The organism is Mycobacterium sp. NGS51 (genome assembly GCF_059812525.1).
Window position 1 is genome coordinate 35202 of record NZ_JCALCV010000014.1, and the last position, 26681, is coordinate 61882.

The 26681-nt window shown below is 66.4% G+C and carries 25 protein-coding genes and 1 riboswitch; of the genes, 10 read left to right on the top strand and 15 right to left on the bottom strand.

The genetic code is table 11. The features are described 5' to 3' along the window. Nucleotide 1 precedes the first annotated feature (1 nt). Genes AC5Y5W_RS17230 through AC5Y5W_RS17255 form a run of 6 tightly spaced genes read left to right on the top strand, consistent with a single transcriptional unit; the run spans nt 2 to nt 5235 of the window. A complete protein-coding gene (locus AC5Y5W_RS17230; protein ID WP_500011790.1) occupies nt 2-1231 on the top strand; it encodes an MlaD family protein in 1230 nt (409 codons plus the stop codon). Then, complete coding sequence (locus tag AC5Y5W_RS17235; RefSeq protein ID WP_500011791.1) at nt 1228-2478, top strand: MlaD family protein; 1251 nt, start codon at nt 1228-1230, stop codon at nt 2476-2478. The genes AC5Y5W_RS17230 and AC5Y5W_RS17235 overlap by 4 nt, the downstream gene beginning before the upstream one ends. A gap of 15 nt (nt 2479-2493) precedes the next feature. Beyond that, nucleotides 2494-3066 (top strand): Rv1363c family protein, encoded by a 573-nt coding sequence (locus tag AC5Y5W_RS17240; protein WP_500011793.1) that lies wholly within the window; start codon nt 2494-2496, stop codon nt 3064-3066. An 11-nt stretch (nt 3067-3077) separates the two neighbouring features. After that, complete coding sequence (locus AC5Y5W_RS17245; RefSeq protein ID WP_500011795.1) at nt 3078-3863, top strand: mannan-binding protein; 786 nt, start codon at nt 3078-3080, stop codon at nt 3861-3863. 49 nt (nt 3864-3912) lie between these two features. After that, on the top strand, nt 3913-4347 hold the full coding sequence (locus tag AC5Y5W_RS17250) for a MarR family winged helix-turn-helix transcriptional regulator (RefSeq protein ID WP_500011797.1): 435 nt from the start codon (nt 3913-3915) through the stop codon (nt 4345-4347). A gap of 18 nt (nt 4348-4365) precedes the next feature. Beyond that, on the top strand, nt 4366-5235 hold the full coding sequence (locus AC5Y5W_RS17255; RefSeq protein WP_500011799.1) for an LLM class F420-dependent oxidoreductase: 870 nt from the start codon (nt 4366-4368) through the stop codon (nt 5233-5235). Nucleotides 5236-5242: 7 nt separating this feature from the next. Here the strand turns inward: AC5Y5W_RS17255 and AC5Y5W_RS17260 are convergent, their stop codons facing one another. From AC5Y5W_RS17260 to thiO, 9 genes are all read right to left on the bottom strand, one after another. After that, nucleotides 5243-6676: an HNH endonuclease signature motif containing protein gene (locus AC5Y5W_RS17260; RefSeq protein WP_500011801.1), complete on the bottom strand. Its 1434-nt coding sequence runs from the start codon at nt 6674-6676 to the stop codon at nt 5243-5245. A 229-nt stretch (nt 6677-6905) separates the two neighbouring features. Next, nucleotides 6906-8390, bottom strand: coding sequence for a M28 family metallopeptidase (locus AC5Y5W_RS17265; RefSeq protein WP_500011802.1), 1485 nt, complete (start codon nt 8388-8390; stop codon nt 6906-6908). 30 nt (nt 8391-8420) lie between these two features. Next, nucleotides 8421-9287 (bottom strand): MEDS domain-containing protein, encoded by an 867-nt coding sequence (locus tag AC5Y5W_RS17270; protein WP_500011803.1) that lies wholly within the window; start codon nt 9285-9287, stop codon nt 8421-8423. Further along, nucleotides 9284-10234 (bottom strand): anti-sigma factor RsbA family regulatory protein, encoded by a 951-nt coding sequence (locus AC5Y5W_RS17275; RefSeq protein WP_500011805.1) that lies wholly within the window; start codon nt 10232-10234, stop codon nt 9284-9286. The genes AC5Y5W_RS17270 and AC5Y5W_RS17275 overlap by 4 nt, the downstream gene beginning before the upstream one ends. Before the next feature lie 83 nt (nt 10235-10317). Further along, entirely contained in the window at nt 10318-11286 is a 969-nt protein-coding gene (locus AC5Y5W_RS17280) for an anti-sigma factor RsbA family regulatory protein (RefSeq protein ID WP_500011807.1), read from the bottom strand. A gap of 87 nt (nt 11287-11373) precedes the next feature. Further along, nucleotides 11374-12126: an SGNH/GDSL hydrolase family protein gene (locus AC5Y5W_RS17285; RefSeq protein ID WP_500011809.1), complete on the bottom strand. Its 753-nt coding sequence runs from the start codon at nt 12124-12126 to the stop codon at nt 11374-11376. Then, complete coding sequence (locus tag AC5Y5W_RS17290; RefSeq protein WP_500011810.1) at nt 12123-12881, bottom strand: thiazole synthase; 759 nt, start codon at nt 12879-12881, stop codon at nt 12123-12125. The genes AC5Y5W_RS17285 and AC5Y5W_RS17290 overlap by 4 nt, the downstream gene beginning before the upstream one ends. Next, nucleotides 12874-13071 carry a sulfur carrier protein ThiS gene (gene thiS, locus AC5Y5W_RS17295; protein WP_500011811.1) on the bottom strand — a complete coding sequence of 66 codons (198 nt, stop codon included), beginning with the start codon at nt 13069-13071 and terminating at the stop codon, nt 12874-12876. The genes AC5Y5W_RS17290 and thiS overlap by 8 nt, the downstream gene beginning before the upstream one ends. Next, nucleotides 13068-14087, bottom strand: coding sequence for a glycine oxidase ThiO (gene thiO, locus AC5Y5W_RS17300; RefSeq protein WP_500011813.1), 1020 nt, complete (start codon nt 14085-14087; stop codon nt 13068-13070). Before thiO ends, thiS begins: the two co-directional genes overlap by 4 nt. Beyond that, nucleotides 14078-14191, bottom strand: a riboswitch (TPP riboswitch). It overlaps the preceding gene by 10 nt. A gap of 32 nt (nt 14192-14223) precedes the next feature. On the opposite strand from thiO, the gene thiE reads away from it, so the two are divergent. After that, nucleotides 14224-14895, top strand: coding sequence for a thiamine phosphate synthase (gene thiE / locus AC5Y5W_RS17305; RefSeq protein WP_500011815.1), 672 nt, complete (start codon nt 14224-14226; stop codon nt 14893-14895). Here the strand turns inward: thiE and AC5Y5W_RS17310 are convergent. Then, nucleotides 14879-15487, bottom strand: a complete 609-nt coding sequence (locus AC5Y5W_RS17310) for an NUDIX hydrolase (RefSeq protein WP_500011817.1) — start codon at nt 15485-15487, stop codon at nt 14879-14881. The genes thiE and AC5Y5W_RS17310 overlap by 17 nt on opposite strands. A 121-nt stretch (nt 15488-15608) precedes the next feature. On the opposite strand from AC5Y5W_RS17310, the gene glnX reads away from it, so the two are divergent. From glnX to AC5Y5W_RS17325, 3 genes are read left to right on the top strand one after another with little or no spacing between them, the layout of a single operon-like run. Then, nucleotides 15609-16928, top strand: coding sequence for a protein kinase G-activating protein GlnX (gene glnX / locus AC5Y5W_RS17315; protein WP_500011819.1), 1320 nt, complete (start codon nt 15609-15611; stop codon nt 16926-16928). Further along, a complete protein-coding gene (locus AC5Y5W_RS17320; RefSeq protein WP_500011821.1) occupies nt 16925-17896 on the top strand; it encodes a glutamate ABC transporter substrate-binding protein in 972 nt (323 codons plus the stop codon). Before glnX ends, AC5Y5W_RS17320 begins: the two co-directional genes overlap by 4 nt. After that, nucleotides 17896-20163, top strand: a complete 2268-nt coding sequence (locus AC5Y5W_RS17325) for a serine/threonine-protein kinase PknG (RefSeq protein WP_500011823.1) — start codon at nt 17896-17898, stop codon at nt 20161-20163. Before AC5Y5W_RS17320 ends, AC5Y5W_RS17325 begins: the two co-directional genes overlap by 1 nt. Here the strand turns inward: AC5Y5W_RS17325 and AC5Y5W_RS17330 are convergent. The 5 genes from AC5Y5W_RS17330 to fgd form a co-directional block, all read right to left on the bottom strand. Continuing rightward, complete coding sequence (locus AC5Y5W_RS17330) at nt 20160-20465, bottom strand: hypothetical protein (protein ID WP_500011825.1); 306 nt, start codon at nt 20463-20465, stop codon at nt 20160-20162. The genes AC5Y5W_RS17325 and AC5Y5W_RS17330 overlap by 4 nt on opposite strands. A 62-nt stretch (nt 20466-20527) precedes the next feature. Then, nucleotides 20528-22369, bottom strand: coding sequence for a serine/threonine-protein kinase PknD (locus AC5Y5W_RS17335; RefSeq protein WP_500011827.1), 1842 nt, complete (start codon nt 22367-22369; stop codon nt 20528-20530). Nucleotides 22370-22430: 61 nt separating this feature from the next. Further along, nucleotides 22431-23576: an acetate kinase gene (locus AC5Y5W_RS17340; RefSeq protein ID WP_500011829.1), complete on the bottom strand. Its 1146-nt coding sequence runs from the start codon at nt 23574-23576 to the stop codon at nt 22431-22433. Beyond that, nucleotides 23573-25636, bottom strand: coding sequence for a phosphate acetyltransferase (pta, locus tag AC5Y5W_RS17345; RefSeq protein WP_500011831.1), 2064 nt, complete (start codon nt 25634-25636; stop codon nt 23573-23575). The genes AC5Y5W_RS17340 and pta overlap by 4 nt, the downstream gene beginning before the upstream one ends. A gap of 1 nt (nt 25637) precedes the next feature. Then, complete coding sequence (gene fgd / locus AC5Y5W_RS17350; protein ID WP_500011833.1) at nt 25638-26648, bottom strand: glucose-6-phosphate dehydrogenase (coenzyme-F420); 1011 nt, start codon at nt 26646-26648, stop codon at nt 25638-25640. Nucleotides 26649-26681 lie beyond the last annotated feature (33 nt).

Here is a 26681-nt window from a genome sequence, read left to right on the forward strand (position 1 = left end):
GATGAGCCTGGGGAAGAAGGTGTTTGCGGCAACACTGACGGTCGCGGTCCTCACCTCTGGCTGTGCGACCAATGGGCTGAGCAGTCTGCCGCTGCCGGCGCCGGGCATGGGCGGTGGAGGTTATCTGCTCAACGCCGAATTCTCGAACGCGCTGAACCTGCCCGCACACGCCAAGGTCAAACTCGCCGGCGCCGACGTCGGGCAACTCGAGACAATGACCGCGCGAAACTACACCGCGGTCACCACATTGCGGATCATGGACGGCGTCCGAGTCCCGGCCGGAAGCACGGCGGAGTTGCGATCAGCGACGCCTCTTGGCGACGTGTTCGTCGCGATCAAGCCACCGAACCCGCTGCAGCCCAATGCGCCGCTGCTGAAGAACGGTGACACCATCGGCCTGGATTCCACCAGGGCGGCCGCCACGGTGGAATCCGTGCTCAGTTCGGCGGCACTGCTCGTCAATGGCGGGGCGGTCCGTAATTTCACGAATATCGTCAACGGCGCCGGCAAGGCGACCGGCGACCAGGGGCAGGCGTTCGGTGACTTGATCAACCAGACCAATGCGCTGTTGGTCAAGCTCAACACCCGGTCCGATCAAATCGACGCGGCAGTGACACATACCGCACGGCTTGCCGATCGGCTCGACGAAAAGAACCAGGCCATCACCGACGTCTTGCAGGCCATCGGGCCGGCGACCAATGTGTTGTCCAGCGACGCTGACGAGGTCGCCGATGTCGTCGAGCTATTAGGCGCTACGACACGACAGCTGAACAGGTTCCCGTCGATCGCCGGAACTGACAAGTCCGGTCGCAGCGTTATCAAAGATGCCAATAGCATTGCCGGCGCGTGGAATGACGTCGCGCTGAGCCCCGACACCAGCCTGGCCGGCTTGAACCGGTTGATGCCACCGTTCGTCAAAACCACGACGAGCTCGGCGATATCGGTACGCGGCAGCTTCGACCGGCTGGTCATGGGATCGCGGCCGGGTACCGGGGCGGAGTCCGGGGGATTCAAAGGAGATCCGGCCTTCCACGGCCCGATGCACCGTGACATCAACAAATTCATCGGCTCGCTCAAATACGCCCTGTGGCGGCTGCAGGAACGGGTCGTCGGTCGGGGCCCGGATACCCCGATGGGCCAGGACCAATGGGCGCCGGTCGGCCCGCCGCTTCCTCCCGCGCCGCCCGGCGAAGCGCCGCCGGATCCGTTCGGTCAGGAGCCCCCGGGATGATCGACACGGTCAGCCGGTTGATCGTCGCCATTGTCCGAGCCGGGCATCGCCGGCGGGCGTGGCTCTCCGGGATAGCGCTCGGGATGACATTCGTTGTCGCGGTGGCCTATCTGTTGGTCGGTGCCCTGCGGGTGAACCCCTTCGACTCGACCTACCAGATCAGGGTGCAGCTGCCCGAATCCGGTGGCCTGCTGGCCAATCAGGACGTCGCGGTGCGCGGGATTCGGGTCGGGCGCATTGAATCGCTGCAGGCCACGTCGAGCGGCGTTGAGGTAATCGCAAATATCAAGACGAGCGTCAAAATCCCGGCCGCCAGCCAGGTACGCGTGTCGGGGTTGTCTCCGGCAGGAGAGCAGTACGTCGATTTCGAGCCCGCGTCAAACACCGGCCCGTTTTTGGCCGACGGCAGTGTGATCGGCCCGCAGCGGACCACCACACCGGTTCCACTGTCGCAGCTGCTCGCCGACGCCGATGGCCTGCTAGCTCAAACCGATCCGAAGAAGCTTGAAATCGTCAAGCGCGAGCTGAGCCTAAGCGTGGCAGGCCCGCAGAAGCTCACCGACATCATCGATGGCGGTACTTTTCTGCTGTCCACCATGGACCCAGTGCTGCCGGAGACCGTCAGCGTATTGAAAACCAGCCGGGTTGTATTGACCACGTTCGCCGACAAGAACACCGGGCTGGCTGCCACCACACGGAATCTCGGTCAGCTGATGACCGGCGTCAACAAGATGGACGCCGGGTTCCGCAAGTTCGTCGATCAAACACCGGGAGTGCTGGCGTCGGTGGACAACCTGTTTGACGACAACTCCGACACCATGGTCGGGCTGCTGGCCAACTTGGTCTCGACAGCGCGACTGGTCTACGTCCGAGTTCCGGCGCTCAATGCGCTCTTCCCGAACTATCGCGGCTCGACGCTGGAGGCTTTGACCACCACCATGCATGAGCACGGGCTATGGGCAACCGCCGACATCTACCCCCGCTACACCTGCGACTACGGCACCCCGCGCCGACCGTCGTCGTCGGCGGACTATCCCGAACCATTCCTGTACACCTATTGCCGAGACGACGACCCCGAGGTGCTGATCCGTGGGGCGAAGAACGCTCCCCGGCCAGGCGGTGACGACACCGCTGGACCGCCTCCCGGTGCGGACTTGGGCCAGACCACCGATCCAACGCCCAAGGGTCGCTACACGATTCCCACACCGTACGGCGGGCCGACACTGCCCGTCGAGCCACCCCGATAACCAAGGAACATCAGTATGACCGTGACAACTGATCAGGAGCTGGAGCTCGACGAAACGGAATGCACCGCCGAGCCCGACACCCACGCCGACGTCGAAGCCACCCGACGACCTTGGAAACGCTATGCCCGTCTAGGGCTGGTGGCCGCGGTCTTCGCCGGAGCGTTCGGCACCACCGCGGTGCTGGGGTGGACGTTGTGGCACGAGCACACTGTGACCCAGGCCGCTCAGACTGCCCGCCAGACCGCAGTCGACTACGCCCAAGTACTGACCAGCATCGACTCGAATCAGGTGGATCAGAACTTCGCGGCGGTACTCGCCGGTGCCACAGGTCAATTCAAGGACACGTACACCAAGGCGAGTGTGCAGCTTCGCCAGTTGCTGATCGACAACAAGGCCGCCGCGCACGGCGTCGTCGTTGAGTCCGCGGTCCAGTCGGAAGCCAAAGACAAGGTGGTGGTGCTGTTGATGGTCGACCAGACGGTCAGCAACACCGGGCGGCCGGACGGGCGGGTCGACCGCACCCGGATGAAGGTCACGATGGAAAAGGTCGATGGTCATTGGCTGGCAAGCAAAGTCGAACTCCCGTAAGACCTACTGACATGTGGACGGCGCGGCTTACGGTGAGCGTGGCAACGGTAATGGCGGTGGTCCTGACCGCACCGCCCGCGTCAGCCTCGGCGCCTTCGTTGTGCGGCGACTTCGGCGGCGAATGGGACGGGCAATATTGCCACGCCTCGGTGCTGTCGGAGCGAAAAGCGGTCCGCGACATCAAGATGGCCATCCCGGGTGATCTGGTGGACAACCCTACCGCCGGGCCGGTGATCCGCGACTACTTGCGCACTTTGTTCAGCAGTTGGCGAACCAAGGGATCCTCGATGGTTCAAGACAGTTGGGGCGAAGAGAACTATCAGGTGTTCCAACATGGACCCGCACTCAGTGTGGTGCTCCATGAGGACTACCACGCCGACGGGCCGTGGATCAACAACGCCTACCGCACGTTCACGTTCGATATGGTCGGCGGCAAGCGGTTGGAGCTCACCGATATCACCAAACCCGGGGTGGATCCTCGGGTGGCCATTCCGCCGTTGGCCGAACCGTTCATCCAGGAGGCACTGGACCGGGCGGCGTGGCAACACTCGCCCGGAAGCTATCCGTTCACACTCGACCGTTGGACACCTGACAAGGTGTACTCCGGCGGCTACAAAGCCTGGGTCATCACACCCGACGAGCTGATCCTCTATATGCCCGATTACCCAGTCGGACAAGACTCCCCAATCCAGTACGGCCAGTCACAGCAATGGTCGATGGACGGCGGCACCGTCGAGCCGCACATCCCGCTCAGTGCGTTGAACGCGATCCTGCGGCCCGAGTTCGGCGGTGTGTAATAGCCAGTCTGAACTGTTCAGCCTGGACTGTCTAATGTAGAGTAGGGGCGTGGACGGGGTAAGCGACTCCGCCGCGCGGGCGGCGCGCGATCTACGGGTCTTCTTCAGCCGGCTGCGCCGCCGAATGCGTGAGGTCGGCACTGACGACGACCTCACCCCATCACAGACGGCGGTGCTGACGCGGCTCTGGAAAGACGGCCCGTCGTCGACGAGCGTGCTGGCCAGCGCCGAGCGGGTGCGGCCGCAGTCGATGGCCGCCACGCTAGCCGCATTGGATCGACACGGATTGATCCGACGGGCGCCGGATCCCGACGACGGTCGGCGACAAATGCTCTCGTTGACTGCCAGCGGCCGACGGCGCATGGAAAGCCATCGCCAACTGCGCGGGGAATGGCTGGCTCGCGCCATACAGGAGCAGTACTCGGATAGAGAACGCCGCGTCATCACCGAGGCCCTGTCACTGCTGGAACGCTTAACCGAATGAGAGGGTGGGCTTTTCACCATGGAAGTAGGAGTACACTTCATCGATTTTCTACCGGGCAATTCGGCGCAGCTGGCGCCGACGCTGGCGGCGACCGCCAAGGCCGCCGAAGACATCGGCGCCACGATGTTCACGCTGGCAGATCACTTCTTCCAGATGGAAGGCGTTGGGCGCGCTGAAGATCCGTTTCTCGAGGGCTACACGTCGCTGGGCTACTTGGCCGGTCAGACGTCCAAGATCACCCTGGCCATGCTCGTCAGCGGGGTCACTTACCGGTATCCAGGGCTGCTGGCCCAAACCGTCACCACGCTTGATGTGCTTTCGCAGGGCCGCTCGATGTTCGGCATCGGGGCGGCCTGGTACGAGCGTGAACATCTTGCACTGGGTGTCCCCTATCCGCCGGTGCGCGAGCGGTTCGAGATGCTGGAAGAGACGCTGCAGATCTGCCAGCAGATGTGGAGCGACGACAACGGGCCCTACAACGGCAAGCATTACCAGTTGGCCGAGACAATCTGTGAGCCGCAGCCGATTCGGCGCCCGCCAGTGCTTATCGGCGGGCAGGGCGAGAAGAAGACGCTACGGCTGGTCGCGCAGTACGCCGATGTCTGGAACACCACGGTGTCCGAACCCGATGAGCTCAAACACAAAATCGACGTGTTGTCCCGGCACTGCGCAACCGTGGGCCGCGACCCCGCCGAGATCCGGAAGACCGTCGGCTTGTTCGCCGATCCGTTTCCCGAGCCCAGCGCATACCTGAAAACCGTCGAACGATATGCCGAGCTGGGTATCGAGATGATCGTTGTCGGTCCTCTGCCGGGCAGCCCGGATCCGGCCGCTTTCGTGACGCGGTTCGGCCAGGAACTCATGCCGCGACTCGCTGAGATCGGTTGATTCCCAACTAGAATGGCGGAGGCTCATCCCCGTCACTCGAAGGTGGTGGTGCCGGGCCCAACGCGGCGGCTTGGCGGGCTTGCCGTGCTTCTCGGTTGCGTTTGCGTTCGGCGCGGATGTAGGCGGCGCGGTTTTGCGCGCGGGTGCGTCGACGCTTGGGCATCATCACGCCGCGATCGCCGCACCGGTCGGTGCGGGGGGATGTCGGCTGAGTCAGCTCTCCGGTCGGCACACACAGGGTCGGGAACAGCAGCGCACTGCCGGGGGTGGTCACATAGATCTGCCCCGCCGGCGAGGTCCAAACAACCGTGCCATCCGGTAGCTGTTTGTCTCGCCAGCCCCAGAACGTTTTCAGCAGATGGTGCTGTCGGCAAAGGCATTTAAGGTTCGACGCATGCGTGGGGCCACCATCACCATAGGGGATGGTGTGGTCAATATCAGTCGCGGTCGCCGGCCGATCACAGCCCGGGAACCGACACGTCAGATCGCGGCACCGGATAAAGTCGGCCAACGCGTCCGAGGGCCGATAGCCCGGCTCAGCCGGCGCGTCGGCGGGATGAATCAATGGCCGCAGCTTGGCCGAACTCGCAAGTTCAGCAATCAACTCGGCAGGTATGAGCTCATCGGCGCCGATCATCGATCCTGGCGTTGACGCCGCACCGTCCAGCGTGGTCTGCTCGGCAATCACGTGCACCACCACCGGGCCGGGCGCCGGGCGCGCGGCGGCCGGACAATCCGGTCGCCCGCAGCGGCAGTGCAGCCGATCGCCCCCGGCCGCCAAGGCCCCCATCGCGTCGGCACGGCGCTGCTTGCGGGTCCGCGGGTCATCGGCACACACCGTGTCGGCCAACGCATCCAAGCGGGCATCCACCGCGTGGGCGTCGGTAGTGACCAACCGGCCGAACACTTCGGTCACGCCGTTGGGGCCATCCGAGATGGAAAACTCCCGATCGGCCTGCGCCTTCCGCCGTTGGCGCACCGCATCGCGATCGGCCCTCGCCACGATCCGGTCGACGTAGGTAGCCAACCGGCCCTGCGTCAGCCCGGGCCAACGCGAAACCCGTGCCGCCAGCCGCGCATCGACCCCGGCCATCACGTCGGGGTCGGTGATCAGATCGGTGCGGTAGACCATCGTCTGAAACATCCAATAGGTGATATCGCCGGCGCACAGCAGCGCCCCCACCCGCGGCAGCCGGCTGCGCATCACCCGCGCGTAATACAAATAGCTGGTCGCCAGCGCGTGGGTGATGGTCAGCGCCGCGGCCACCTCGGCGCTCACCGCCTCCTGGGTATCGGTCATCCAGGTCTCCCGCTCACCGAGCTCCCGCAACCGCACCGCATCCAACTCCGCGATCGCCGCCAGCCGCTGCCCGGCCGCTTGGTTCTCGGCCCGCGCCGCCGCACACATGCGCTCCAACGGGTCAGGAATCTGTTCGAACATACGTTCGATATTATCACAATCCACACGCACTGACTCATACTTTTTGGCAGGGTCGCGTTATCCACATCGCGGCCACCGTTGAAGACGGTTGGGTGGGTGTCATGGCCAGGTCACGGCGATCGAAGGTCGCACCGGAGGGCAAGCTGCGGAGGGTGTTGTCGGTGCTGGGTGGTGAGATGAGTTGCCGCGAAGCGGCGCGACGCTTGGGCGTGGACTCGGCCGACCGCCGTCACTTGGCCAGCTCGTGCCGGACGCGGTCCGCGCGAACCGGACTACCGTTGTGGCCGCCGAGATCCAGAGCGTAGAGCCCGGTCACATACGCGACGCCGCCCCCGTGGATACCCAGCGCGGTGCTGTCGACGTGGTCGTAGGTGTCAGTGTCCTTGTGGTAGTTGGGGTCGAACGGTTGGTCCGCGTCGCCGCCCCACAGCTTGGCTTGCTCCTCGGACATCTTGGCTTCCGCGCCGGAGAACAGCCCGCCGGCCGGGATGCCGGCCAGCGTGAAACCGTCGTAATCCGACCGGCCGTCGAATGCGAAGTCCTGCGGTGACTTGCCGGCCGAATTCAGGTAGGCAGCCAGCGACCGCTCGATGCCGGCCGAGCCTTCGGGCACCACCGGCTGGCCTCGCTGGTCCAACGGCAGCGACTGGTCCCCGTCGTAGGTGAAGTAGCCCGGATTGGGCGAGCCGAGCATGTCGAAGTTCATGTAGAGCGCAATGTCCTTGAGCGCGTCGGTATCCAGCGACTCCACGTACTTCCGTGAGCCGATCAGCCCGAGTTCTTCTGCGCCCCAGAATCCGAACCGCACCGCGTTGTGCACCTGCGGCGAGCTACCCAGCTGCAGCGCGGTTTCCAGCACAGCGGCCACCCCAGAGCCGTTGTCGTTGATGCCCGGCCCCTCGGGAACGCTGTCGAGGTGTGCACCGATCATCACCACATCGTTGGCCGACCCGGTTTTGGTTTGCGCGATCACGTTGCGGGCCTGGATGTTCTTGGTCTCGGCCTTGAGTTTGACCGTGATCGGGCCCGGCTTGCGTCGCAGCTCCGCGCCGGCGGCTTTGGTGACACTGACCACCGGGATCTTCACATCGGTCTTCTCGCCCAGCGTTCCGCCCATTTTCTCTTCGAGGACGTTGTCGGCGATGATCAGCGCGACGGCGCCGCGCTGCACCGCGGCGTCCTCCTTCTCCGAAAACGGGCAGGTGCCGCGATCCACCAGCACGACCGCGCCTTTCACCGGCAGCTTGTCGTAGTCGGAGGGAGTGCAGCCCGGGCTGTCCTCGATCGGCGCAGGCACCAACGGCCCGGTCACCCCGTCGGGCGCAGTGGGCAGGCTGAACTCCAACGCACGCGCCTCGAAGGTGTTGTCCCCGATCGCCACCGACCCGGTCTCGGCATGGAACACCCGAGCCTCGAATTGTGGGGTTTGCACGTCAAAACCCTTGTCGCGCAACTTACCCACGACGTAGTCGATGCTGGCGTCATAACCCGGAGTACCGACCGCGCGGGTGTTGTTATTCGCCCCGGCAATATCCTGCAGCTTCGACAGGTGCGCCATCATCGCATCGGTGCTGACTCTCTCCCGCAGCGCGGAAGCGAAATTGGCAGCCGACGACGAGGCGGCCGGCCTGGAATCCGGTGAGTCACCGCACCCGCCGATCAGCAACGCAACGGCGGCGGTCACAACGAGGATGAGCTTTGGCTTAGTGTCCACGCGCCCACGTTAGCCGCTGCCGACGGTGCGTCAGCCGGCGGCAAAGAACGGCGGCAGTATTTCCGTCCGCAGGTTGGTCAGCTCCAGCAGGTCAGCCAGTCGCGCGACCATCGGCTGGTCGGTTCGAAACACCACCTGCCGACCGTCGGCCCCGGCCAACTGATCCAGAGCAAACAGCTGCCGGTGGGTGACGAAGTCGAGACAGTGCGCGCCGACAGTCACCTCATCCGCGCTGGCTAATGGCCAGATCCGTTGCAGCGCAACGCTGAACGCCTCGTCGCCGGCTGCATCAATCTCACCGGCCAATGCGAAATCGCTGCCTTCTTCAGCGTAGATGCGAAAGCTCGATGCGCCCCGACTGACAAATGGGTGTAGGCAAACCACTTCTTTGGCGGCGTCAGCCAAGATCTTTAGGTTGTAGGCGCACAGCGCCGAGAACGGCAGCGCTGTCATCTTCTGGTCGACGAGGTACTCCAGGCGGCTGAATGCATCGCGTTGCTCCGGTGTGCGGACGAACGCGGCCCCGTCGACCACCGCCCGGCAGCCGCTGCATCCCGCTGCGACAACACGCTGCAGGGCCGTCACGGCGTCGGCCACGGTTGCCTCCGGATCAACCACGTCGCTGCCGGGAACAAACCGGTAGTGCTCGTCCACTGGTGTCGCCGAGATCAGCCCGGCCCGGAGTGCGTCGGCGAACCCCATGTCGACCAGCTCGTTCAGTAGCTCAGTGCGGCTACCGTCGCTGGCATACAAGATCCGGTGGTTTCGCCGAAGGCCGTCGGCAATGTACTCGGCGGCGCGGGCCAGAAACACCGACCGGTCGTGATAGCCCCAGCCCACGTGCGCGTGCGCCCCAAGGCCCGCGACGGAGGTGACAGCGCCTTGGCGGCGTGTCATGCCTCGACCAACGGACGGTCAAGCCGCAGGTAGGCCTGGATGGTGGTGCCGGCCGGTGTGGCGTGGGTGCGCACCAGATCCGCGATCGCGTTGACAACGAACAGCCCGTAGGGGCCTGCTTGCCGGTCTTTCGGCGGCCGGCGCCCGGCCAACGGGTCAGTCAAATGCCCCATATCGCGAGCCTCGCAGACCAAGTGCCCAGCCTCATGCCAAAACGCCAGCCGGCAAACCCCGCCGGTGTGATCAAGGCTGTTGGTGGCCAGTTCGGTGGTGATCAACTTTAAATCCGCGAGCCGGTCTGCGGACATGCCCAGCAATCGGCCATATCGCGTGCTACAGCGGCGCGCGCTGGCCAGATCTGCCGGCTCGCAGACGGTGTGTGTCACCGCGACGGGACTGGTCGAGAGCGGCTGGTTGCACTGATCCAGCGCGGCGTCGACCGCATAGTCGGGGTTGTCCTGGTGCGAGCCGTCCTGCCAGATCATCGGGTGGGTGCGCCGTGCATCCGCCAACGCGCGGTCGTCCAGTCGTGTCGCGTCGTAGAGGCACACGCCGGTCACGTCCCGGCCGGCAAGCGCGATATTGACCAGCGCCTCGTGCTGCACGCAGGCCGGGTATTCGACCGCGCTGCGCTCGGGCCAAACCGGCTCGCCGACGATCCGCACCGGCCGGTGGCTGTGGCGTTCCATGAAGGTGGTGAGCAGCCCGAGGAGCCGGCCGGGATTACGCCCGGCCTCGGTGATGTCGATCATCGTCACTTCCCTCGCCGCGGCGCCCAACGCGTCGCGCAGCAAAGGGATCTTGTCCCCGGGCACTGCGACCAGCACCGGTTGGGGCACACTCAACCACCCGCTGACGAAGCGCACCACGGAATCGACATATTCGCGCTCTGAGCTGTAGAAGAGCGCGCCGTGCACCAGCCGGTTCGCGCTATAGGTCGTTGTCATGCCGGCAGGGAGGGTACCCATTCATGCCGCCACACTCACATTGGTCAGCTCGAGCAGCTGGACCAACCGGCCGTTGACGGGCATCACATATCCTCGCCGGCGCACCGGTCGATTCGCAGATAAGCATGAATGGCCGTGCCGGCCGGGGTGGTGTGCATGCGCACCAGATCCGCGATCGCATTGACGACGAAGAGCCCGGCCGGACTTGGTCGGTCGCTGCTCGGCGGCCGCCGGCCGGCCAGCGGATCGGCGATGAACCCGGTGTCGCGTGCCTCGCAGACCAGATTGCCGTCGTCCTCCCAAAACGCCAGCCGGCAGGCGTCCCCGCCGTGCTGGATGCTGTTGGTGGCCAACTCCGTGATGATCAGCTGTAGATCGGCGATTCTGTCGGCGGACAATCCGAGCAGCCGGCCGTATCGAGTACCGTGCCGCCGGGCCCCGGCCAATTCGCGTGCTACCGAAACGGTGTAGGTCACTGCAGCCGGGCTGCGGACCAACGGTTGGTTGCAGCGCTCCAGCGCGGCGTCGACGGCGAAGCCCGTGCTGGGCTCCTGCGATCCCGCCCGGCGGATCAACGGATGAGTGGCCCGGACGTCGGCCAGCACACCGATCTCGTCGTCGTCGAGGAGGGCCGCGTCATACAGGCACAAACCTGTTACCTCGCATTCGCCGAACGCGAGATTCGTCAGGGCTTCGTGCTGGATGCAGGCGCAGTACTCGGCTCTGCTGCGTCCCGGCCACAACGGCTCGGCGATCATCCGAACAGGCCGATCCGGGTGGCGCTCCAGGAAAGCCAGCTCCGCCGCCAGAATCCGTCCGGGATTACGGCCCATCTCAGTGATGTCGACCAGCGTCGCGCCATCTGCCGTGTCGCCCAATGCACGACGCAAGAAAGCCATCCGGCCCTCGGGTACTGCCACCCACACCGGCTGCTTTGCGCGCAGCCCTTCGCTGATGAACGGCACCACAGCGGCGAGATATTCGTCTTGTGCACAATAAAACAACGCCGTGTGATCGAAGCGGGGCTGTGCAGCCGGCTTGCTCACTGTCACGTCAGCGGCTCCGCTCGAGTCGGCCGTCCAACTAGTGACGGCGCATGTGGCGTCCGCGATCGCCTACCCGCTGCGGCGGTGCACTAATCAGTGCGTTGCAGCCACAAGCAACTCGGCGACGGCGCGCATTCCGGCGGCGTTGGGATGAAACGGTGCCGGACGCCAGGGCAGTGGCCAGGCCGCACCGACCACCCAGGCGTCGGCCGACCAGGCGTGATGGTCACGGCTGGCCTGTCCGGCGCGCACGATGCCGCAGCCGGTGGCCTGCGCTGCGGCCGCGGTGAGTTCCTCCAGTCGCGCGGCGATGTGGCGGCCGAGTCCGGCGTCGGCGTCCGAGAGCGGTGCCGCGCGTTGCCCGTTCGGTGGCAGCATCGTCAGATAGTCGACGAAAATCACCCGAGCGTTGGGAGCGCGCCGGCGCACCGTTGCACCGACCGCGCGCAACGAATCGCCGACCTGGCGCAGCGCTTGGTCGCGGGCAGCGCGGTCCAGCAGGGCTGCGACGTTCGGCAACAGCCGCGCGACGCGCGGCACGGACGCGGCCATCAGCGTCGGGATGTAGCCGACGTCGTTGCCGCCGATCGTGATGGAGACCAACTGTTCAGAGCCATCCAGCGCATCCACCTGTGGCGGTGCGCCACGCTGACGCTCCGCCAGCACATGCGCGGTGGTCGCCCCGGAAAACGTGACATCGACCAGGTCGAGGTCGAGTTGCTCGGCGACGAGGTGGGCGTAGTTGCGCGCCGACCGTCCCGATCCCCAGGGCGCACCTTTGGCGCGGGGCTGGATACCGGGACCGGCAGCCATTGAACTACCCAGCGCCACATACCGTTTCGTCATAGCTCCGGACTGGAGGCTTGCGCCCAGAATCGTTTCGGGATACGTCCGGCTTTGCGCGCCAGATAGCCTGCGGTGACGGCGGCGGCCATCGCGGCGGCCATCGCGGGCGGGTCGGCGGCCCGAGTCACCGCGGTAGCCAACAACACCGCGTCACAGCCCAACTCCATCGCCCGCGCGGCGTCACTGGCGGTCCCGATACCGGCGTCCAGCACCACCGGAACATCGGCGGCGTCGACGATCATCTCGATGTTGTGCGGATTGGCAATACCCAGCCCGGTGCCGATCGGCGACCCGAGCGGCATCACCGCGGCGCAACCGGTGTCCTCCAGCCGTCGGGCCAGCACCGGGTCGTCGTTGGTGTAGGGCAACACCACAAAGCCGTCATCCACCAATTGCTCAGCAGCCCGGACTAATTCGACGGCGTCGGGCAGCAGCGTGCGTTCGTCGGCGATCACTTCCAGCTTGACCCATTCGGTATGCAGTGCTTCGCGGGCCAGTTGCGCGGTGAGCACCGCCTCCGCGGCGCTTCGGCAGCCCGCGGTGTTGGGCAACGGCGTGATACCCAGCCGGCCCAGCAGGTCGAGCATGCCGGTGCCGCCTTCGGCGTCGACGCGGCGCATCGCCACGGTGGTCAGTTCGGTGCCCGACGCGACCAGCGCCTCCTCCAGCACTGCCAGGTTGGTCGCACCGCCGGTGCCCATGATCAGCCGGGACGCGAACTCACGGCCCGCAATGGTCAGTTTCGAGTCAGCCACCCTGCACCGCCGTCACCACCTCGAGTTGCGCACCATCGGAAAGCGTTGTCGCCCAGTCGGACCGCGGCAGTACCGCCCGGTCCAGCGCGACCGCAATACCACGGTCGGGATAGCCGAGCGACCGTAGCAGCGCGGCCACGGTGGTCTGATCTTCGATTTCGACCTGTTCTGCGTTGACAACGATGATCATGGGAGGGCTCCCGCCATAGAAGGAAGTTCGGACACAATCTGTTCGGCGGTCCATGGGGCCAGCAGAAAGCCATTGCGGCCATGCCCGGCAGCCACCAGCGTGCGGGCGTCGAGACGTCCCACCAGCGGCAGGTTGTCCGGTGTCATCGGGCGCAACCCGGCGGCGCACTCCGCCAGTTCGTACTCGCCCAGCGCCGGGCACACCGCGCACGCGTCGTCGAGCAGGTCGCGCACACCGGACACCGTCGGGGCGGTGTCGCGACCGTGCTCGTACTGGGTGGCACCGACCACCACACCGTCGGCGCGCGGCACCAGATACACGGCCCGGCCATGCACCCGCGCCCGAATGACACGCTGGGGCACCGGCATACAGCCCTTACGCCACGCAAGCCGCAGTACTTCGCCCTTCACCGGCCGGATCGGCAGGCCCGGCCACAGCGCCGGGGCGTCGATTCCGTTGGCGATCACCACCGCATCGGCCTCGACGGCGGCCAGGTCATTCACCGGTCCGGCCCATTGCACATCGAGTTGCCGGCAGGCCGCTTCCAGGGCATCCAACACGGCACGGTTGTCTACCGCCAACTCGGTGGGCGCCCGGAAACCATGCCGAATACCCTGCGCCAGCAAAGGTTCCACGTCGCGCGCGGCTGACTCCCAGATCACCGGGTGGCCCTGCGCGGTCAGCCAGTCCGCGACCGTGTGCAAATCGGCGACGTCGGCGCGGTCAACGGCAACCACCAGCGACTCGTGCGCGGTGATCACCTGAGCCGGTAAGCCGTTCAGAAAGCCACTTTCATGCCAGAGCCGCAGCGACTGCAATCCGCGCTGCAGCAGCTGTTCCTCGCCGGGCCAGCCTTCGCTGTGCGGGGCCAGCATCCCGGCGGCCACCCAGGATGCGCCGTGCTCGCCGCTGCGGTGTACCCGCACCGACCAGCCGGCCTGAGCCGCCCGGCGCGCCACCGACAGTCCGATGACGCCGCCGCCGACGACGGCCAGCGATCCGAGGTCGGGTGCCATGTTCTGCTCCCTTCGCCGGCATGATCCGGATCAGGTCGAACGGTAAGGGCAGGCGTGCCCACTCTCAGCCCCCGTAGCAATAACCTGGGACTCCCGTGATTCGTCAGCTTTCCACGCTAGCCGCTAGCGTCGCGGTGTGCACGAACCTCGTAGGCGGCTTGCCGACGCACGGCTGTATTTGTGCACCGACGCCCGCCGGGAGCGCGGCGACCTGGCCGAATTCGCCGACGCCGCGCTGGCCGGCGGTGTGGACGTCATCCAGCTGCGCGACAAGGGCTCGGTGGGCGAGCAGCGGTTCGGCCCGCTGGAGGCACGCGACGAGCTCACGGCGCTGGAGCTGCTCGCCGACGCGGCCCGCCGGCACGGTGCGCTGCTCGCCGTCAACGACCGCGCCGATATCGCCCGTGCCGCCCGCGCCGACGTGCTGCACCTGGGTCAAGACGACCTGCCGCTGACGGTGGCGCGCGACATCGTCGGGGCCGACGTGGTGATCGGCCGGTCCGCCCACGACCCCGAGCAGGTCGCCGCCGCGGTCGCCGAGGATGTCGACTATTTCTGCGCGGGGCCGTGCTGGCCGACTCCCACCAAACCCGGCCGCCCGGCGCCGGGGCTGCCCCTGGTACAGGCGACCGCCGCACTGGCCGGCGACAAACCGTGGTTCGCGATCGGGGGGATCGACGCCGAGCGACTGCCCCAGGTGCTGGCCGCGGGTGCTCGCCGGATCGTGGTGGTCCGCGCGATCACCGCCGCCCAGGATCCGCAAGCGGCCGCCGAGCAGCTCAGTTCGGCGCTTACAGCAGCGCGCTGATCCGGTAACTCAGCTGCGAAGGCGCTTGGTCGGGCAGTCCGGCGGTACACCACAGGAAATCGCCCCCGATCTGCACTGTGCGGGGCAGGTGGCGGCGCCGTTCGTCGCCGGCGCCCAGCGGCACGCTCGCCGGAGCGGTCCGCAGCCGTTGCCAACTGGCGGCGAACCCCGGATGCAGCGGCAGGGCGGCCACGTCGTCCTCGCCCACCCACCGCAGCTCGGCGCTTTCCCGGTTCGGCACGGTGTGCAGCAACTCGCCGGCATCGGCGATCACCGTGGTGTAGGTCCAGCCGGTGCCGCTGACGCTGGCCGTGACCAGTGTCGACCGCACCGACAACCGCTCACCGGGCAGCCCGGCCTCCTCGAAAGCTTCCCGGACGGCAGCCTGCTCGGCGGTCTCGTGGCTGTCGCGTGCCCCGCCGGGCAACCCCCACGTTCCGCCCTGATGACTCCACGGCGCTCGGTGCTGCAACAACACCGCCGGAGTGCCGTCCGAGCGCGGCGCGCGCAACAGCAGACCGGCCGCGCCGTGGCGGCCCCAGTACGGCACGCCGGTGTCGGAGACCACCCAGCCGTCACCGTCGCCGCGCACGCGTTCAGGATAAGCAGGGGTGTTAAGCGCCGAGCTTCCACGCATCGGTACGACCAACTCTTAGACTTCGCTTATAGAGTTCGTAGGACGCACGTCCTGAAGAATTGGGGTCCGAACCGACGTGACCGTTGAGCTGGCGCATCCATCGACTGAGCCGCTGGGATTGCGGTCGTCCACGGAACCGGCCCATCCCCGCTGGTGGTTCATCTCGACGACGCCGGGCCGCATTCTGTCCATCGGCGTGATCCTGGCGATGCTGGGCGGGCTCAGCGCGTTCGCCACCTCGACGACGATCAACCAGCGCCGGCAGGCGCTGGCCACCGTGCTGAATCACACCGAGCCGCTGGCGTTCGCGGCCGGACGGCTCTACACCACGCTGTCCGTCGCCGACGCGGCTGCAGCCACCGCGTTCATCGCCCAGGCCGAGCCGCGCACCGTTCGGGCGCGTTACGAACAAGCCATCACCGATGCCGCGGTCGCGGTGACCCGCGCGTCGAGCGGGCTGACCGATGAGCCGCTGGTGGAGCTGCTGGGCCGGATCAACGCCGAATTGGCCGTCTACACCGGGCTGATCGAGATTGCGCGGACCAACAACCGGGCCGGTAATCCCGTCGGTTCGTCGTATCTGTCCGAGGCGTCGGCGCTGATGCAGTCCAGGATCCTGCCGGACGCACAGCAGCTCTACACCGCGACCTCGGAGCGAGTCGACGCCGAAACCAGTGCGTCCACTCAGATCCCGGCGCCGGTGATTCTCATTGTCGTCACCACGGTGTTCTTCGGTGCGTTCGCGCACCGCTGGCTGGGCCGTCGCACCCAACGGCGTATCAACCCCGGACTTGTCGCGGGCGCCCTCGCCATTCTCATTATGGTGGTGTGGGTGGGGACGGCTCTGTGGATTTCCACCTCCGGCAGTCAGAGCGCGAAAGACACTGCGGCAGAATCGCTCAAGACCGTCACCAACCTGTCGATCACCGCCCAACAAGCGCGTGCCGACGAGACGCTGTCCTTGATCCGGCGCGGGGACGAAGAAGACCGCCAGCAGTCCTTTTACCGAAACATCGACAAGATGCACCAGCAGCTCGACCAATACCTCGCCCGCCCGGACGTCGTCGACAAAACCGACTTGCGCGACGCCGACGAGCTGCTGATCCGATGGCGCCGGGCCAATGACCGGATCAACTCCTACATCTCGGTGGGCAACTATCAAGCCGCCACCCAGGTCGCGCTCGGCAGCGGTGAGAACGACTCCAGCCCGGCGTTCGACAAAATCGACAGCGCATTGCGCAAGACGATGGAGCAAAGCCGCAATCAATTGCGCAACGACGTCCTCAACGCACGTCGCGGGCTGTCCGGCGCCACAGCCGGGGGCGCGGTGCTCAGTCTCAGTGCTGCCATCGCGGTCGCCCTGGGCCTGTGGCCGCGGCTGAACGAGTACCGATGACCCGCGTGTCCCGGATCCTGTGTGCCGCGCTGGTGATCGCCACGGTGCTGGCCGGCTGCGGCCGCTCGGAGTCCATGGTGATGGCGACGGCGCCGACCCTGCCGCCGCCCACCCCGGCCGGTATGCAGGAGCTGCCGCCGCAGCCGCCGCAATCGCCGCCGAAATCCGGTGACGACTGCAACGCCACCGCAAGCCTGCGACCGTTTCCCACCAAAGCCGAGGCCGATGCCGCCGTGGCCGCGATCCAGCAGCGGGGCCGGTTGATCGTCGGCCTCGACATCGGCAGCAACCTGCTGTCGTTCCGCGACCCGATCACCGGTCAGATCACCGGGTTCGACGTCGACATCGCCGGCGAGGTGGCCCGCGACATCTTCGGTAGCCCCTCGGCGACCGAGTACCGGATCCTCTCGTCGGCCGAGCGCATCACCGCGTTGCAGAAATCGGAGGTCGACATCGTCGTCAAAACCATGACGATCACCTGCGAGCGCCGCAAGCTGGTGAACTTCTCCACCGTTTACCTCGATGCCAACCAACGCATTCTGGCGCCCGGCGATTCGGCGATCACCAAGCCGTCGGACCTGTCGGGCAAGCGGGTCTGCGTGGCCCAGGGCACCACGTCATTGCGCCGAATCCGTGAGATCACCCCGCCGCCGATGGTCGTGTCGGTGGTCAACTGGGCCGACTGCCTGGTGACATTGCAACAGCGGCAGGTTGACGCGGTCAGCACCGATGACACGATCCTGGCCGGGCTGGTGTCCCAGGATCCGTATCTGAAAATCGTCGGGCCCAACATGGACACCCAGCCGTACGGCATCGGCGTCAATCTGGACAACACCGGGCTGGTCCGCTTCGTCAACGGCACCCTGGAACGCATCCGGCGCGACGGAACGTGGAACACGTTGTACCGCAAGTGGTTGAACGTGCTCGGTCCGGCGCCGGCCCCGCCGGGCCCGAGGTATCTGGACTGATGAGCACATCCGGTTCAGAACGCAGGCAAGTCGGAGACGACGACAACGCCCCCGGCACCCAGCCCGCCGACGCGACATCCGACTCCCTCCCGACGATGCGACCAGTGTCGACCCAGGCGCTCTACCGCCCGCATTTCGACGACGACGAGGACTTCACCTCGGAGGGCGCCGTCGACACCGAACCGCGAGAACGCGTGACGACGCCGACCCGAGTTGTCCAGCCGGTTCGGCGGCTCGGCGGCGGCTTGGTGGAGATTCCGCGGATACCCGACACCAACCCGCGCGAAGCTCTGATGGTCAACCCTGTGGTACCGGAGTCCAAGCGGTTCTGCTGGAACTGCGGGCGGCCGGTGGGCCGGTCCAGCCCGGACGGCAAAGCCCTGTCAGAGGGTTGGTGCCCGTATTGCGGTAGCCCGTATTCGTTTCTGCCGCAATTGAATCCGGGTGATGTCGTCGCCGGCCAATACGAGATCAAGGGCTGCATTGCGCACGGCGGGCTGGGCTGGGTGTACCTGGCCGTCGACCGCAACGTCAACGACCGCCCGGTGGTGCTCAAAGGTTTGGTGCATTCCGGCGACGCCGAAGCGCAGGCGATCGCGATGGCCGAGCGGCAGTTCCTCGCCGAGGTGGTGCACCCGTCGATCGTGCAGATCTTCAACTTCGTCGAGCACACCGATCGGCACGGCAATCCAGTCGGCTACATCGTCATGGAGTATGTGGGCGGGCAGTCGCTCAAGCGTGGCCGCGGTGAGAACCTGTCGGTCGCCGAGGCCATCGCCTACGTATTGGAAATCCTGCCCGCGCTGGGGTATCTGCATTCCATCGGCTTGGTCTACAACGACCTCAAGCCGGAGAACATCATGCTCACCGAAGAGCAGCTCAAGCTGATCGACCTGGGCGCGGTGTCGCGGATCAACTCGTTCGGCTACCTCTACGGCACGCCCGGCTACCAAGCGCCGGAGATCGTGCGCACCGGACCGACGGTGGCTACCGACATCTACACGGTGGGACGCACGCTGGCGGCCCTGACGATGAAGTTGCGCACCCGCAGCGGTCGCTATGTCGACGGGCTACCCGAGGACGACCCACTGCTGGCCGAATACGACTCGTTCGCCCGGTTGCTGCGCCGTGCAATCGATCCCGACCCGCGACGGCGGTTCGCCAGCGCCGAGGAGATGTCGGGCCAGTTGATCGGTGTGCTGCGCGAGGTGGTCGCCCAGGACACCGGGGTGCCGCGGCCGGGTCTGTCGACGATCTTCACCCGCTCGCGCGCCACATTCGGAGTGGACCTGCTGGTCGCCCACACCGATGTGTATCTGGACGGGCGGGTGCATTCGGAGAAGCTGACCGCCAAGGAGATCGTCACCGCGTTGCAGGTGCCGGTGGTCGATCCGGCCGATGTCGCGGCACCGGTGCTGTCGGCGACGGTGCTCTCCCAGCCGGTGCAAACCCTGGACTCGTTGCGCGCGGTCCGGCACGGCTCGCTGGAGTCGGAGGGCATCGACTTGTCCGAGTCGGTGGAGTTGCCGCTGATGGAAGTGCGTGCGCTGCTCGACCTCGGCGACGTCGCCAAGGCGACCCGCAAACTCGACGACCTGGCCGAGCGGGTCGGCTGGCGGTGGCGGCTGGTGTGGTATCGCGCCGTCGCCGAGTTGCTCACCGGCGACTACGACTCGGCGATCAAGCATTTCACTGAGGTACTCGACACCTTCCCCGGTGAATTGGCCCCCAAAATGGCGCTGGCCGCCACCGCGGAGTTGGCCGGCGGCTCTGACGAGCACAAGTTCTACGAAACGGTGTGGAACACCGACGAGGGCGTGATCTCGGCGGCCTTCGGGCTGGCGCGGGCGTTGTCGGTGGAGGGCGACCGGGCGGGCGCCGTACGCACACTCGACGAAGTACCCGCCAGCTCAAGGCATTTCACCACTGCGCGGCTGACCAGCGCGGTGACGTTGCTGTCCGGTCGGTCGACCGGCGAGATCACCGAAGAGCAGATCCGCGACGCCGCGCGACGGGTGGAGGCGCTGCCGCCGACCGAACCGCGGGTGTTGCAAATCCGCGCCCTGGTGTTGGGCAGCGCGATGGACTGGCTGCAGGAGCACGAGGCCAGCACCAACCACATTCTGGGTTTTCCGTTCACCGAGCACGGGTTACGGCTGGGTGTGGAGGCGTCGCTGCGCGGCCTGGCCCGGGTGGCGCCCACCCAACAACACCGTTACACGCTGGTCGACATGGCGAACCGGGTGCGGCCGCCCAGCACCTTCTAGTGCGCCCGCCTCCCCCCCGCGTTGAGTGTGAATCGTTGGCGGAATTTTTGCCTGCCGATTTTTCGCCCTGAGTACACACTGAAAACCCCTAGCGCACAGTCGATGCCCGTGCATGTAGCGCGCGGCGGACCCGCGTCGCGATCCGACCATAGCCAGGCCGCCGCAATGCGCTGCTCCAGCGACACCTGGAGGTCCTTCGGCAGGTAGACATCCGGATACACGACGCGATAGCGCGACCGCAGTTGATGACGGCTCAGCACACCACGCGCCATCGCCGCACTGCCGATGAAAGGCTGCGCCACGTCCCGCACACGCTGAAGGATCGCACGCAGACCCGAAACGGCGTCGACCTCAGTCCACAGGCTCAGCCCGGCACCAGTTTCACCACCTGATCATTGCCGTAATCGGTGACGTAGACGTTGCCGGAGGCATCCACCGCCACGCCCCTGGTGTAGCCGAGGTCGGTGACCGGCAGCACGGTTTGCTTGGTCGAACCGGCCGCCATCTTCACCAGCCTGCTGCCATCGGTGACGTAGACGTTGCCCGCTGCATCGGCCGCCAAACCGGACGGATCTTTGAGGCTGGTGAACGACATCACCGTCTGGCCGGCCGCCCCCGCCGCCAGCTTCAGCACCCGATTGTTGCCGGTGTCGACGACGTAGACGCTGCCCGACCCGTCCACCGCCACGCCCTTCGGCCGTTCCAGGTCGTTGAACGGCAACACCGTCTGGTCCTCCGACCCGGCCTGCAGCTTCAGCACCCGATCGTGACCGGTATCGACGACGTAGACGCTGCCCGACCCATCCACCGCCAAACCCGCCGGGCGTTTGAGACCGGTGAACGGCACCACCGTCTGGCTATCCGACCCGGCCGCCACCTTCAGCACCCGATCGTTGTCGGTGTCGGCGACGTACACGCCGCCGTCCGCGTCTACCGCCAAGCCATACGGTTCCTTCAGACCGGTGAATGGCAGCACGGTCTGGTGGGTCGAGCCGGCCGTCAGCTTCATCACCCGGTCGTTGTCGATGTTGGTGACGTATACGTTGCCCGACGCGTCCACGGCCACACCCTCCGGTCCGGTGAGACCGCTGAACGGCAGCACGTCTGGTTGATACGTCGTCGGTGTGGATCCCGCCCCTTGGCCGTGCTGGTCATTGCCCGATGACGCGATCCACCACACCAGGAGGCCGATGACGGTCAACAGCAGCACCACCACAACGATCGCCAGCGGCAGCAGCTTCGGACCCCGCGGCTCGGGCTCGGCGACCGCGTCTGAAGAGAAGCCGAAGTCGGGGATCGGCTCCGCGGGCCGACTGCGGATGCGCGCCGGCGGCCGGTCGGTGGTGCGACGAACCATCGTGGGTGCGTCGTGCGGCGGCGCCGAGAGTGCATCGCGGGCAGCGCGGGCCAGATCGCCGGCAGTGGCGAACCTGTGCTGCGGGTCCTTGGCCATCCCACGCGCGATCACGGCGTCGAATCGAGCTGGGATGGCACGCGGCCGCAGCAGGCTGGGCTTGGGCGGTGCGGCGGTCAGGTGCGCCTTGATCACCTGGCTCACCGTCGTTGCGCCGGCAAAGGGACTGTCACCGGTCAGCATTTCGCACAGCACGCCGGTCAGCGAATACACGTCGGCGCGGCTGGTCGGCCGCTCGTTGTCGAAACGCTCCGGCGCCGTGTACGCATAAGTGCCCGCCGTCGGCCCCCGTCCGTCGAGTGCTGTGTCGGCGATACCGAAGCCGAGTAGGTATACGACGTCGTCGCCGGTGACAAGGATGTTCTCCGGCTTGATATCCCGGTGGGTCAGCCGGGCCGCGTGAGCGACGTCGAGGACCGCGGCGAGCTGCTCGACGATCGCCACCGCGCGAGCCGGGGCGATCGGCCCATACATGGTCAGCAGCGACCGCAATGTTTCACCGGCTGTCGACGCAGTCGCGACATAGCCCACGCCGTCGGTCTCGCCCCAATCACGAAGCGGCAGGAGGTGCGGATCTGAGAGTCCCGCCACGATCGGCAACTCGCGGAAGAACCGCTCGCGATCCAGGGTGGGTGGCAACACGATGACCGCGACCGTGCGCTCCCCGGCCGTGTCCGGCCCGATTTCCACGGCCTGGTAGACCCGGCCCACGCCGGTTTGGCCGAGGACCGCCCGTATCTCGTAGCGGCCGAATCGCGTCCCGACTCGTGCGTCATCGGGCTGCTGCCCCATTGCGTGTCCCCTAAAGTCCCAAGCAATTCCAAACTCTAGCCTTTAGGAACGACGTACCGGCTTAAATCACGCTGAGACAATCGCGGGCAATGGCCAACTCTTCGTTGGTCGGAATCACTAGCACGGCAACGGCTGAGTCATCGGTGGAAATCCGCCGCGCATCGCTCGCAGGTTGGTTATTGCGCTGTTCGTCGATCTCGATACCCAGCGCGCCGAGTCCGCTCAGCGTGTCGCGCCGTACGGCCGCCACGTTCTCGCCAATGCCGGCGGTGAACGTCACCACGTCGGTATGCCCCAATACCGCCAAATATGCGCCGACGTATTTACGCAAGCGGTACACGAACACGTCGTAGGCCAACTGTGCTGTGGCATCGCCGGATTGGATCATCTCTCCCAGCCGGCGAAAGTCGCGTTCACCGGCTAATCCCAACATCCCGGAGTGTTGGTTGAGCATGGATTCGACATCGTCGACGCTCAGTTTCGCTTCCCGGCACAAATACCCGATGATGCCGGGGTCGATGTCGCCGCTCCGAGTGCCCATCACCAGGCCCTCCAGTGGAGTCAGACCCATCGAGGTGTCGACGGGCCGACCACCGGCAATCGCCGAGGCTGACGCGCCGTTACCCAGATGCAGCACAATCTGATTCAGCTCGCCCAGCGGCCGGCCGAGAAACGCCGCGGCCTGCTCACTGACGTACTGGTGCGACGTGCCGTGAAAACCGTACCGGCGGATCCGCCACTTCTCAGCGAGCTCATGCTCGATGGCGTAGGTCGCGGCTGCCGCGGGCAGGTCGTGAAAGTACGCCGTGTCGAAGACAGCGACGTGCGGTAGATCGGGCAGCATCTTGCGGGCCACCTCGATACCGCTCAGCGCCGGCGGATTGTGCAGCGGGGCCAGCGACGACAAATCCTGCAGCGCGGCGATCACCGTGTCGTCGAGGACGGTGGGATGATAGAACTTCGTTCCGCCGTGCACCACGCGGTGCCCGACCGCCGCCAGCCCGCAGCTTTTCAGGTGGATGCCGTTTTCGGCCAACTGGTCGAACGCCGCCCGGAGCGCCGCGTCGTGGTCGGCGACCGGCGACGACGGTTCGCCGATCTGCTCGATGATGCCGTCCGCCAGCGAGGTGCCCGAACCAGCTTGGATCAGCTGGTATTTCAGCGACGACGAGCCGGAGTTGATCACCAGCACAACACGCTCGGTCATGTGCCTTGCGCCTGGATCGCGGTGATGGCGACGGTGTTGACGATGTCTTCGACCAATGCCCCGCGGGACAGGTCGTTCACCGGCCTGTTCAAGCCCTGCAGTACCGGACCGACCGCGATGGCGCCGGCGCTGCGCTGCACCGCCTTATAGGCGTTGTTGCCGGAATTGAGGTCGGGGAAGATCAGCACGGTGGCCCGGCCGGCGACCGCCGAGTCGCGCAATTTGGTGGCTGCCACCGACGGGTCGACGGCGGCGTCGTATTGGATTGGGCCTTCGACCAGCAGATCGGACTGTCGCTTGCGCACCAATTCTGTTGCTGCCCTGACCTTGTCGACGTCAACGCCGGAGCCCGACTCGCCGGTGGAATATGACAGCATGGCGACCCGCGGCTCGATGCCGAACTGGGCGGCGGTGCGCGCCGAGCTGATCGCGATGTCGGCGAGCTGCTCGACCGTCGGATCCGGCACGATTGCGCAATCGCCGTAAGCCAACACCCGATCCGGCAGGCACATCAGGAAAATACTGGACACCGTGTCGACATCCGGAGCAGTCCGGATGATCTCGAACGCGGGCCGGACGGTATGCGCGGTGGTGTGCGCCGCGCCGGACACCATGCCGTCGACATAGCAGTTGTACACCAGCATCGTGCCGAAGTACGACACGTCCTGCATGACCTCGCCGGCCCAGTCGACCGTGACTCCTTTGCCTTTGCGGAGCTCGGCGTACTGGTGGGCGAACTTTTCGCGCAGCTCGCTGCTGATCGGATTCAGCACCTCGGCATCGGACAGGTCTACTCCGAGCTCTGCTGCCCGGGAACGGATCTCGGTTTCGTCACCGAGAATGGTCAGGTCCGCTACCCGTCGCCGCAGCAGCCGCCCCGCCGCATGCAGGATGCGGTCGTCGTCTCCTTCGGGCAGCACGATGCGCTTGCGGTCCGAGCGCGCTCGCTCCAGCACCTGGTAGGCGAACATCTGCGGCGTGGTGACAGATGGAATCGGAATCGCCAACCGCGCCAACAAGTCCGAGACGCCCACATTGCGCTCCATCAACGCCAACGCGGTGTCGACCTTGCGTTGCGACGTCGCGGTCACCCGCCCGCGGGCCGTCGCGGCGGCGCTGGCCGTTTCGAAGGTGCCGGTCGTCGTTGCGATGATCGGCAGCCGCAGCCCCAGCCCGGACACCAGCGCCGCGATCGCCGGGTGTGGCTCCAATCCGCCGTTGAGGATGAGGCAGGACAGCGATGGAAATCCTTCGGCCGCATGGGCGCTGGCCACCGCGAGCACGACGTCGGAGCGATCGCCCGGGGTGATCACTGCGATGCCTTCGGTCAGCCGCTCCAGCACGTGTTCGGCGGTCATGCCGGCGACCAGCACACCGCTCACTTCGCGATCCAGCAGGGCGCTGTCGCCGCTGATCAATGTCCCGTCGACGGCGTGCTGCATCTCGGTGACGGTCGGCGCGACCAGCAGCGGTTCGTCGGGCAGCACGTAGGTTTGCGGTTCGAAACGCTCCAGCGCCGCGGCCACCGCCGAGACGTCGGCCGGCGCGCATCGGTTGGCGACCACCGCCGCGGTGTGAGCGTGCTGGGCGGCGAGCTCGGCCAGACACACGTCGACGACCCGGACGACGTCGTCGGGGGTCCGGTCCTTTGCGCGCACCGTCAACACCACCGGCGCCCCGAGGTTCACCGCGATGCGGGCGTTGACCGACAGCTCGGTGGGAGTCGCGACGTCGGTGTAATCGCTGCCGACGATCACTACCGCGTCGCACGCATCGGCCATCGCGTGGAACCGTTCGACGATTTCGGCGATCGCGGCGTCGGTGTCGTCGTGCAACTGCTGGTAGCCGACGCCGACGCATTGCTCGTAGCGCAGGTCGGCGGTGGCGTGAGCCAGCAGCAACTCCAGGATGTAATCGCGGGGCTCGGGTCGAACAATCGGCCGGAACACGCCGACCCGGGCCACCGTGGCTGTCAGCAGGTGCACCACCCCGAGCGCGACCGTCGATTTGCCGGTGTCGCCTTCCGGGGAGGTGATGTAAACGCCGCGCGACGTGGCCACGTCAGCCGAGGCGCCGCAAGCGCGGCGCGAGGTCCTTTTGGAAGAGATCGAGGAACCGGCGCTGGTCGTGTCCGGGCGCATGGAACACCAGGTGGTTGAGGCCCCACGTGACGTACTGGCCGACCTTTTCGACGGCCTCGTCGGGGTCCGACGCCACGATCCAGCGTTTGGCGACCTGTTCGATCGGCAGCGCGTCGGCTGCCTTCTCCATCTCGATCGGGTCGTCGATGCTGTGCTTCTGCTCGGCGGTCAGCGACAGCGGTGCCCAGAATCGGGTGTTCTCCAGCGCCAGCTCCGGCTCGGGGTCGTAGGAGATCTTGATCTCGATCATCTTGTCGATGTCGTCGACGTTGCGCTCAGCGGCGGCCGCACCGTCGCGCACGGCCGGGATGAGCTTCTCCCGATATAGCTCCTCCCCTTTGCCGGAGGTGCAGATGAAGCCGTCGCCAGCCCGCCCCGCGTACTTGGCCACCGCCGGGCCACCGGCAGCGATGTAGATCGGCACCCCGCCCTCGGGCACGTCGTAGATCGAGGCGCCTTTGAGCCGGTAGTAGTCGCCGTTGAAGTCGACCCGGTCTCCGCGCCACAACTCGCGCATCAGCCGCACCGATTCGCGTAACCGGGCGAAGCGCTCCTTGAACTCCGGCCAGTCGCCCTCGTAGCCGGTGGCGATCTCGTTCAACGCTTCCCCGGTGCCCACGCCCAGGAAGATGCGGTCCGGGTACAGGCAGCTCATGGTGGCGAACGCCTGCGCCACGACGGCGGGGTTGTACCGAAACGTCGGGGTCAGCACCGAGGTGCCCAGCAGGATGCGCTCGGTGCGCTCACCGACCGCAGTCATCCAGGACAGCGAGAACGGAGCATGCCCACCCTCGTGCCGCCACGGCTGAAAATGGTCGCTGACCGTGGCGCTGTCCATCCCGTGAGCCTCGGCGGCAACCGCCAGCTCGACGAGCTCCCGCGGCGCGAATTGTTCCGCCGATGCCTTGTATCCGAGTTTCAATTCAGCCACGCTGTCGTTTCTACTCCACGCTTAAACTCACGG

What these genes read in the sequence shown, in the direction of transcription:
- AC5Y5W_RS17230 (WP_500011790.1), top strand. Translation starts at nt 2, where the DNA reads ATGAGCCTGGGGAAGAAGGTGTTTGCGGCAACACTGACGGTCGCGGTC.
- AC5Y5W_RS17235 (WP_500011791.1), top strand. Translation starts at nt 1,228, where the DNA reads ATGATCGACACGGTCAGCCGGTTGATCGTCGCCATTGTCCGAGCCGGG.
- AC5Y5W_RS17240 (WP_500011793.1), top strand. Translation starts at nt 2,494, where the DNA reads ATGACCGTGACAACTGATCAGGAGCTGGAGCTCGACGAAACGGAATGC.
- AC5Y5W_RS17245 (WP_500011795.1), top strand. Translation starts at nt 3,078, where the DNA reads ATGTGGACGGCGCGGCTTACGGTGAGCGTGGCAACGGTAATGGCGGTG.
- AC5Y5W_RS17255 (WP_500011799.1), top strand. Translation starts at nt 4,366, where the DNA reads ATGGAAGTAGGAGTACACTTCATCGATTTTCTACCGGGCAATTCGGCG.
- AC5Y5W_RS17260 (WP_500011801.1), bottom strand. Translation starts at nt 6,676, where the DNA reads ATGTTCGAACAGATTCCTGACCCGTTGGAGCGCATGTGTGCGGCGGCG.
- AC5Y5W_RS17270 (WP_500011803.1), bottom strand. Translation starts at nt 9,287, where the DNA reads ATGACACGCCGCCAAGGCGCTGTCACCTCCGTCGCGGGCCTTGGGGCG.
- AC5Y5W_RS17275 (WP_500011805.1), bottom strand. Translation starts at nt 10,234, where the DNA reads ATGACAACGACCTATAGCGCGAACCGGCTGGTGCACGGCGCGCTCTTC.
- AC5Y5W_RS17285 (WP_500011809.1), bottom strand. Translation starts at nt 12,126, where the DNA reads ATGACGAAACGGTATGTGGCGCTGGGTAGTTCAATGGCTGCCGGTCCC.
- thiS (WP_500011811.1), bottom strand. Translation starts at nt 13,071, where the DNA reads ATGATCATCGTTGTCAACGCAGAACAGGTCGAAATCGAAGATCAGACC.
- thiO (WP_500011813.1), bottom strand. Translation starts at nt 14,087, where the DNA reads ATGGCACCCGACCTCGGATCGCTGGCCGTCGTCGGCGGCGGCGTCATC.
- AC5Y5W_RS17320 (WP_500011821.1), top strand. Translation starts at nt 16,925, where the DNA reads ATGACCCGCGTGTCCCGGATCCTGTGTGCCGCGCTGGTGATCGCCACG.
- AC5Y5W_RS17325 (WP_500011823.1), top strand. Translation starts at nt 17,896, where the DNA reads ATGAGCACATCCGGTTCAGAACGCAGGCAAGTCGGAGACGACGACAAC.
- AC5Y5W_RS17335 (WP_500011827.1), bottom strand. Translation starts at nt 22,369, where the DNA reads ATGGGGCAGCAGCCCGATGACGCACGAGTCGGGACGCGATTCGGCCGC.
- AC5Y5W_RS17340 (WP_500011829.1), bottom strand. Translation starts at nt 23,576, where the DNA reads ATGACCGAGCGTGTTGTGCTGGTGATCAACTCCGGCTCGTCGTCGCTG.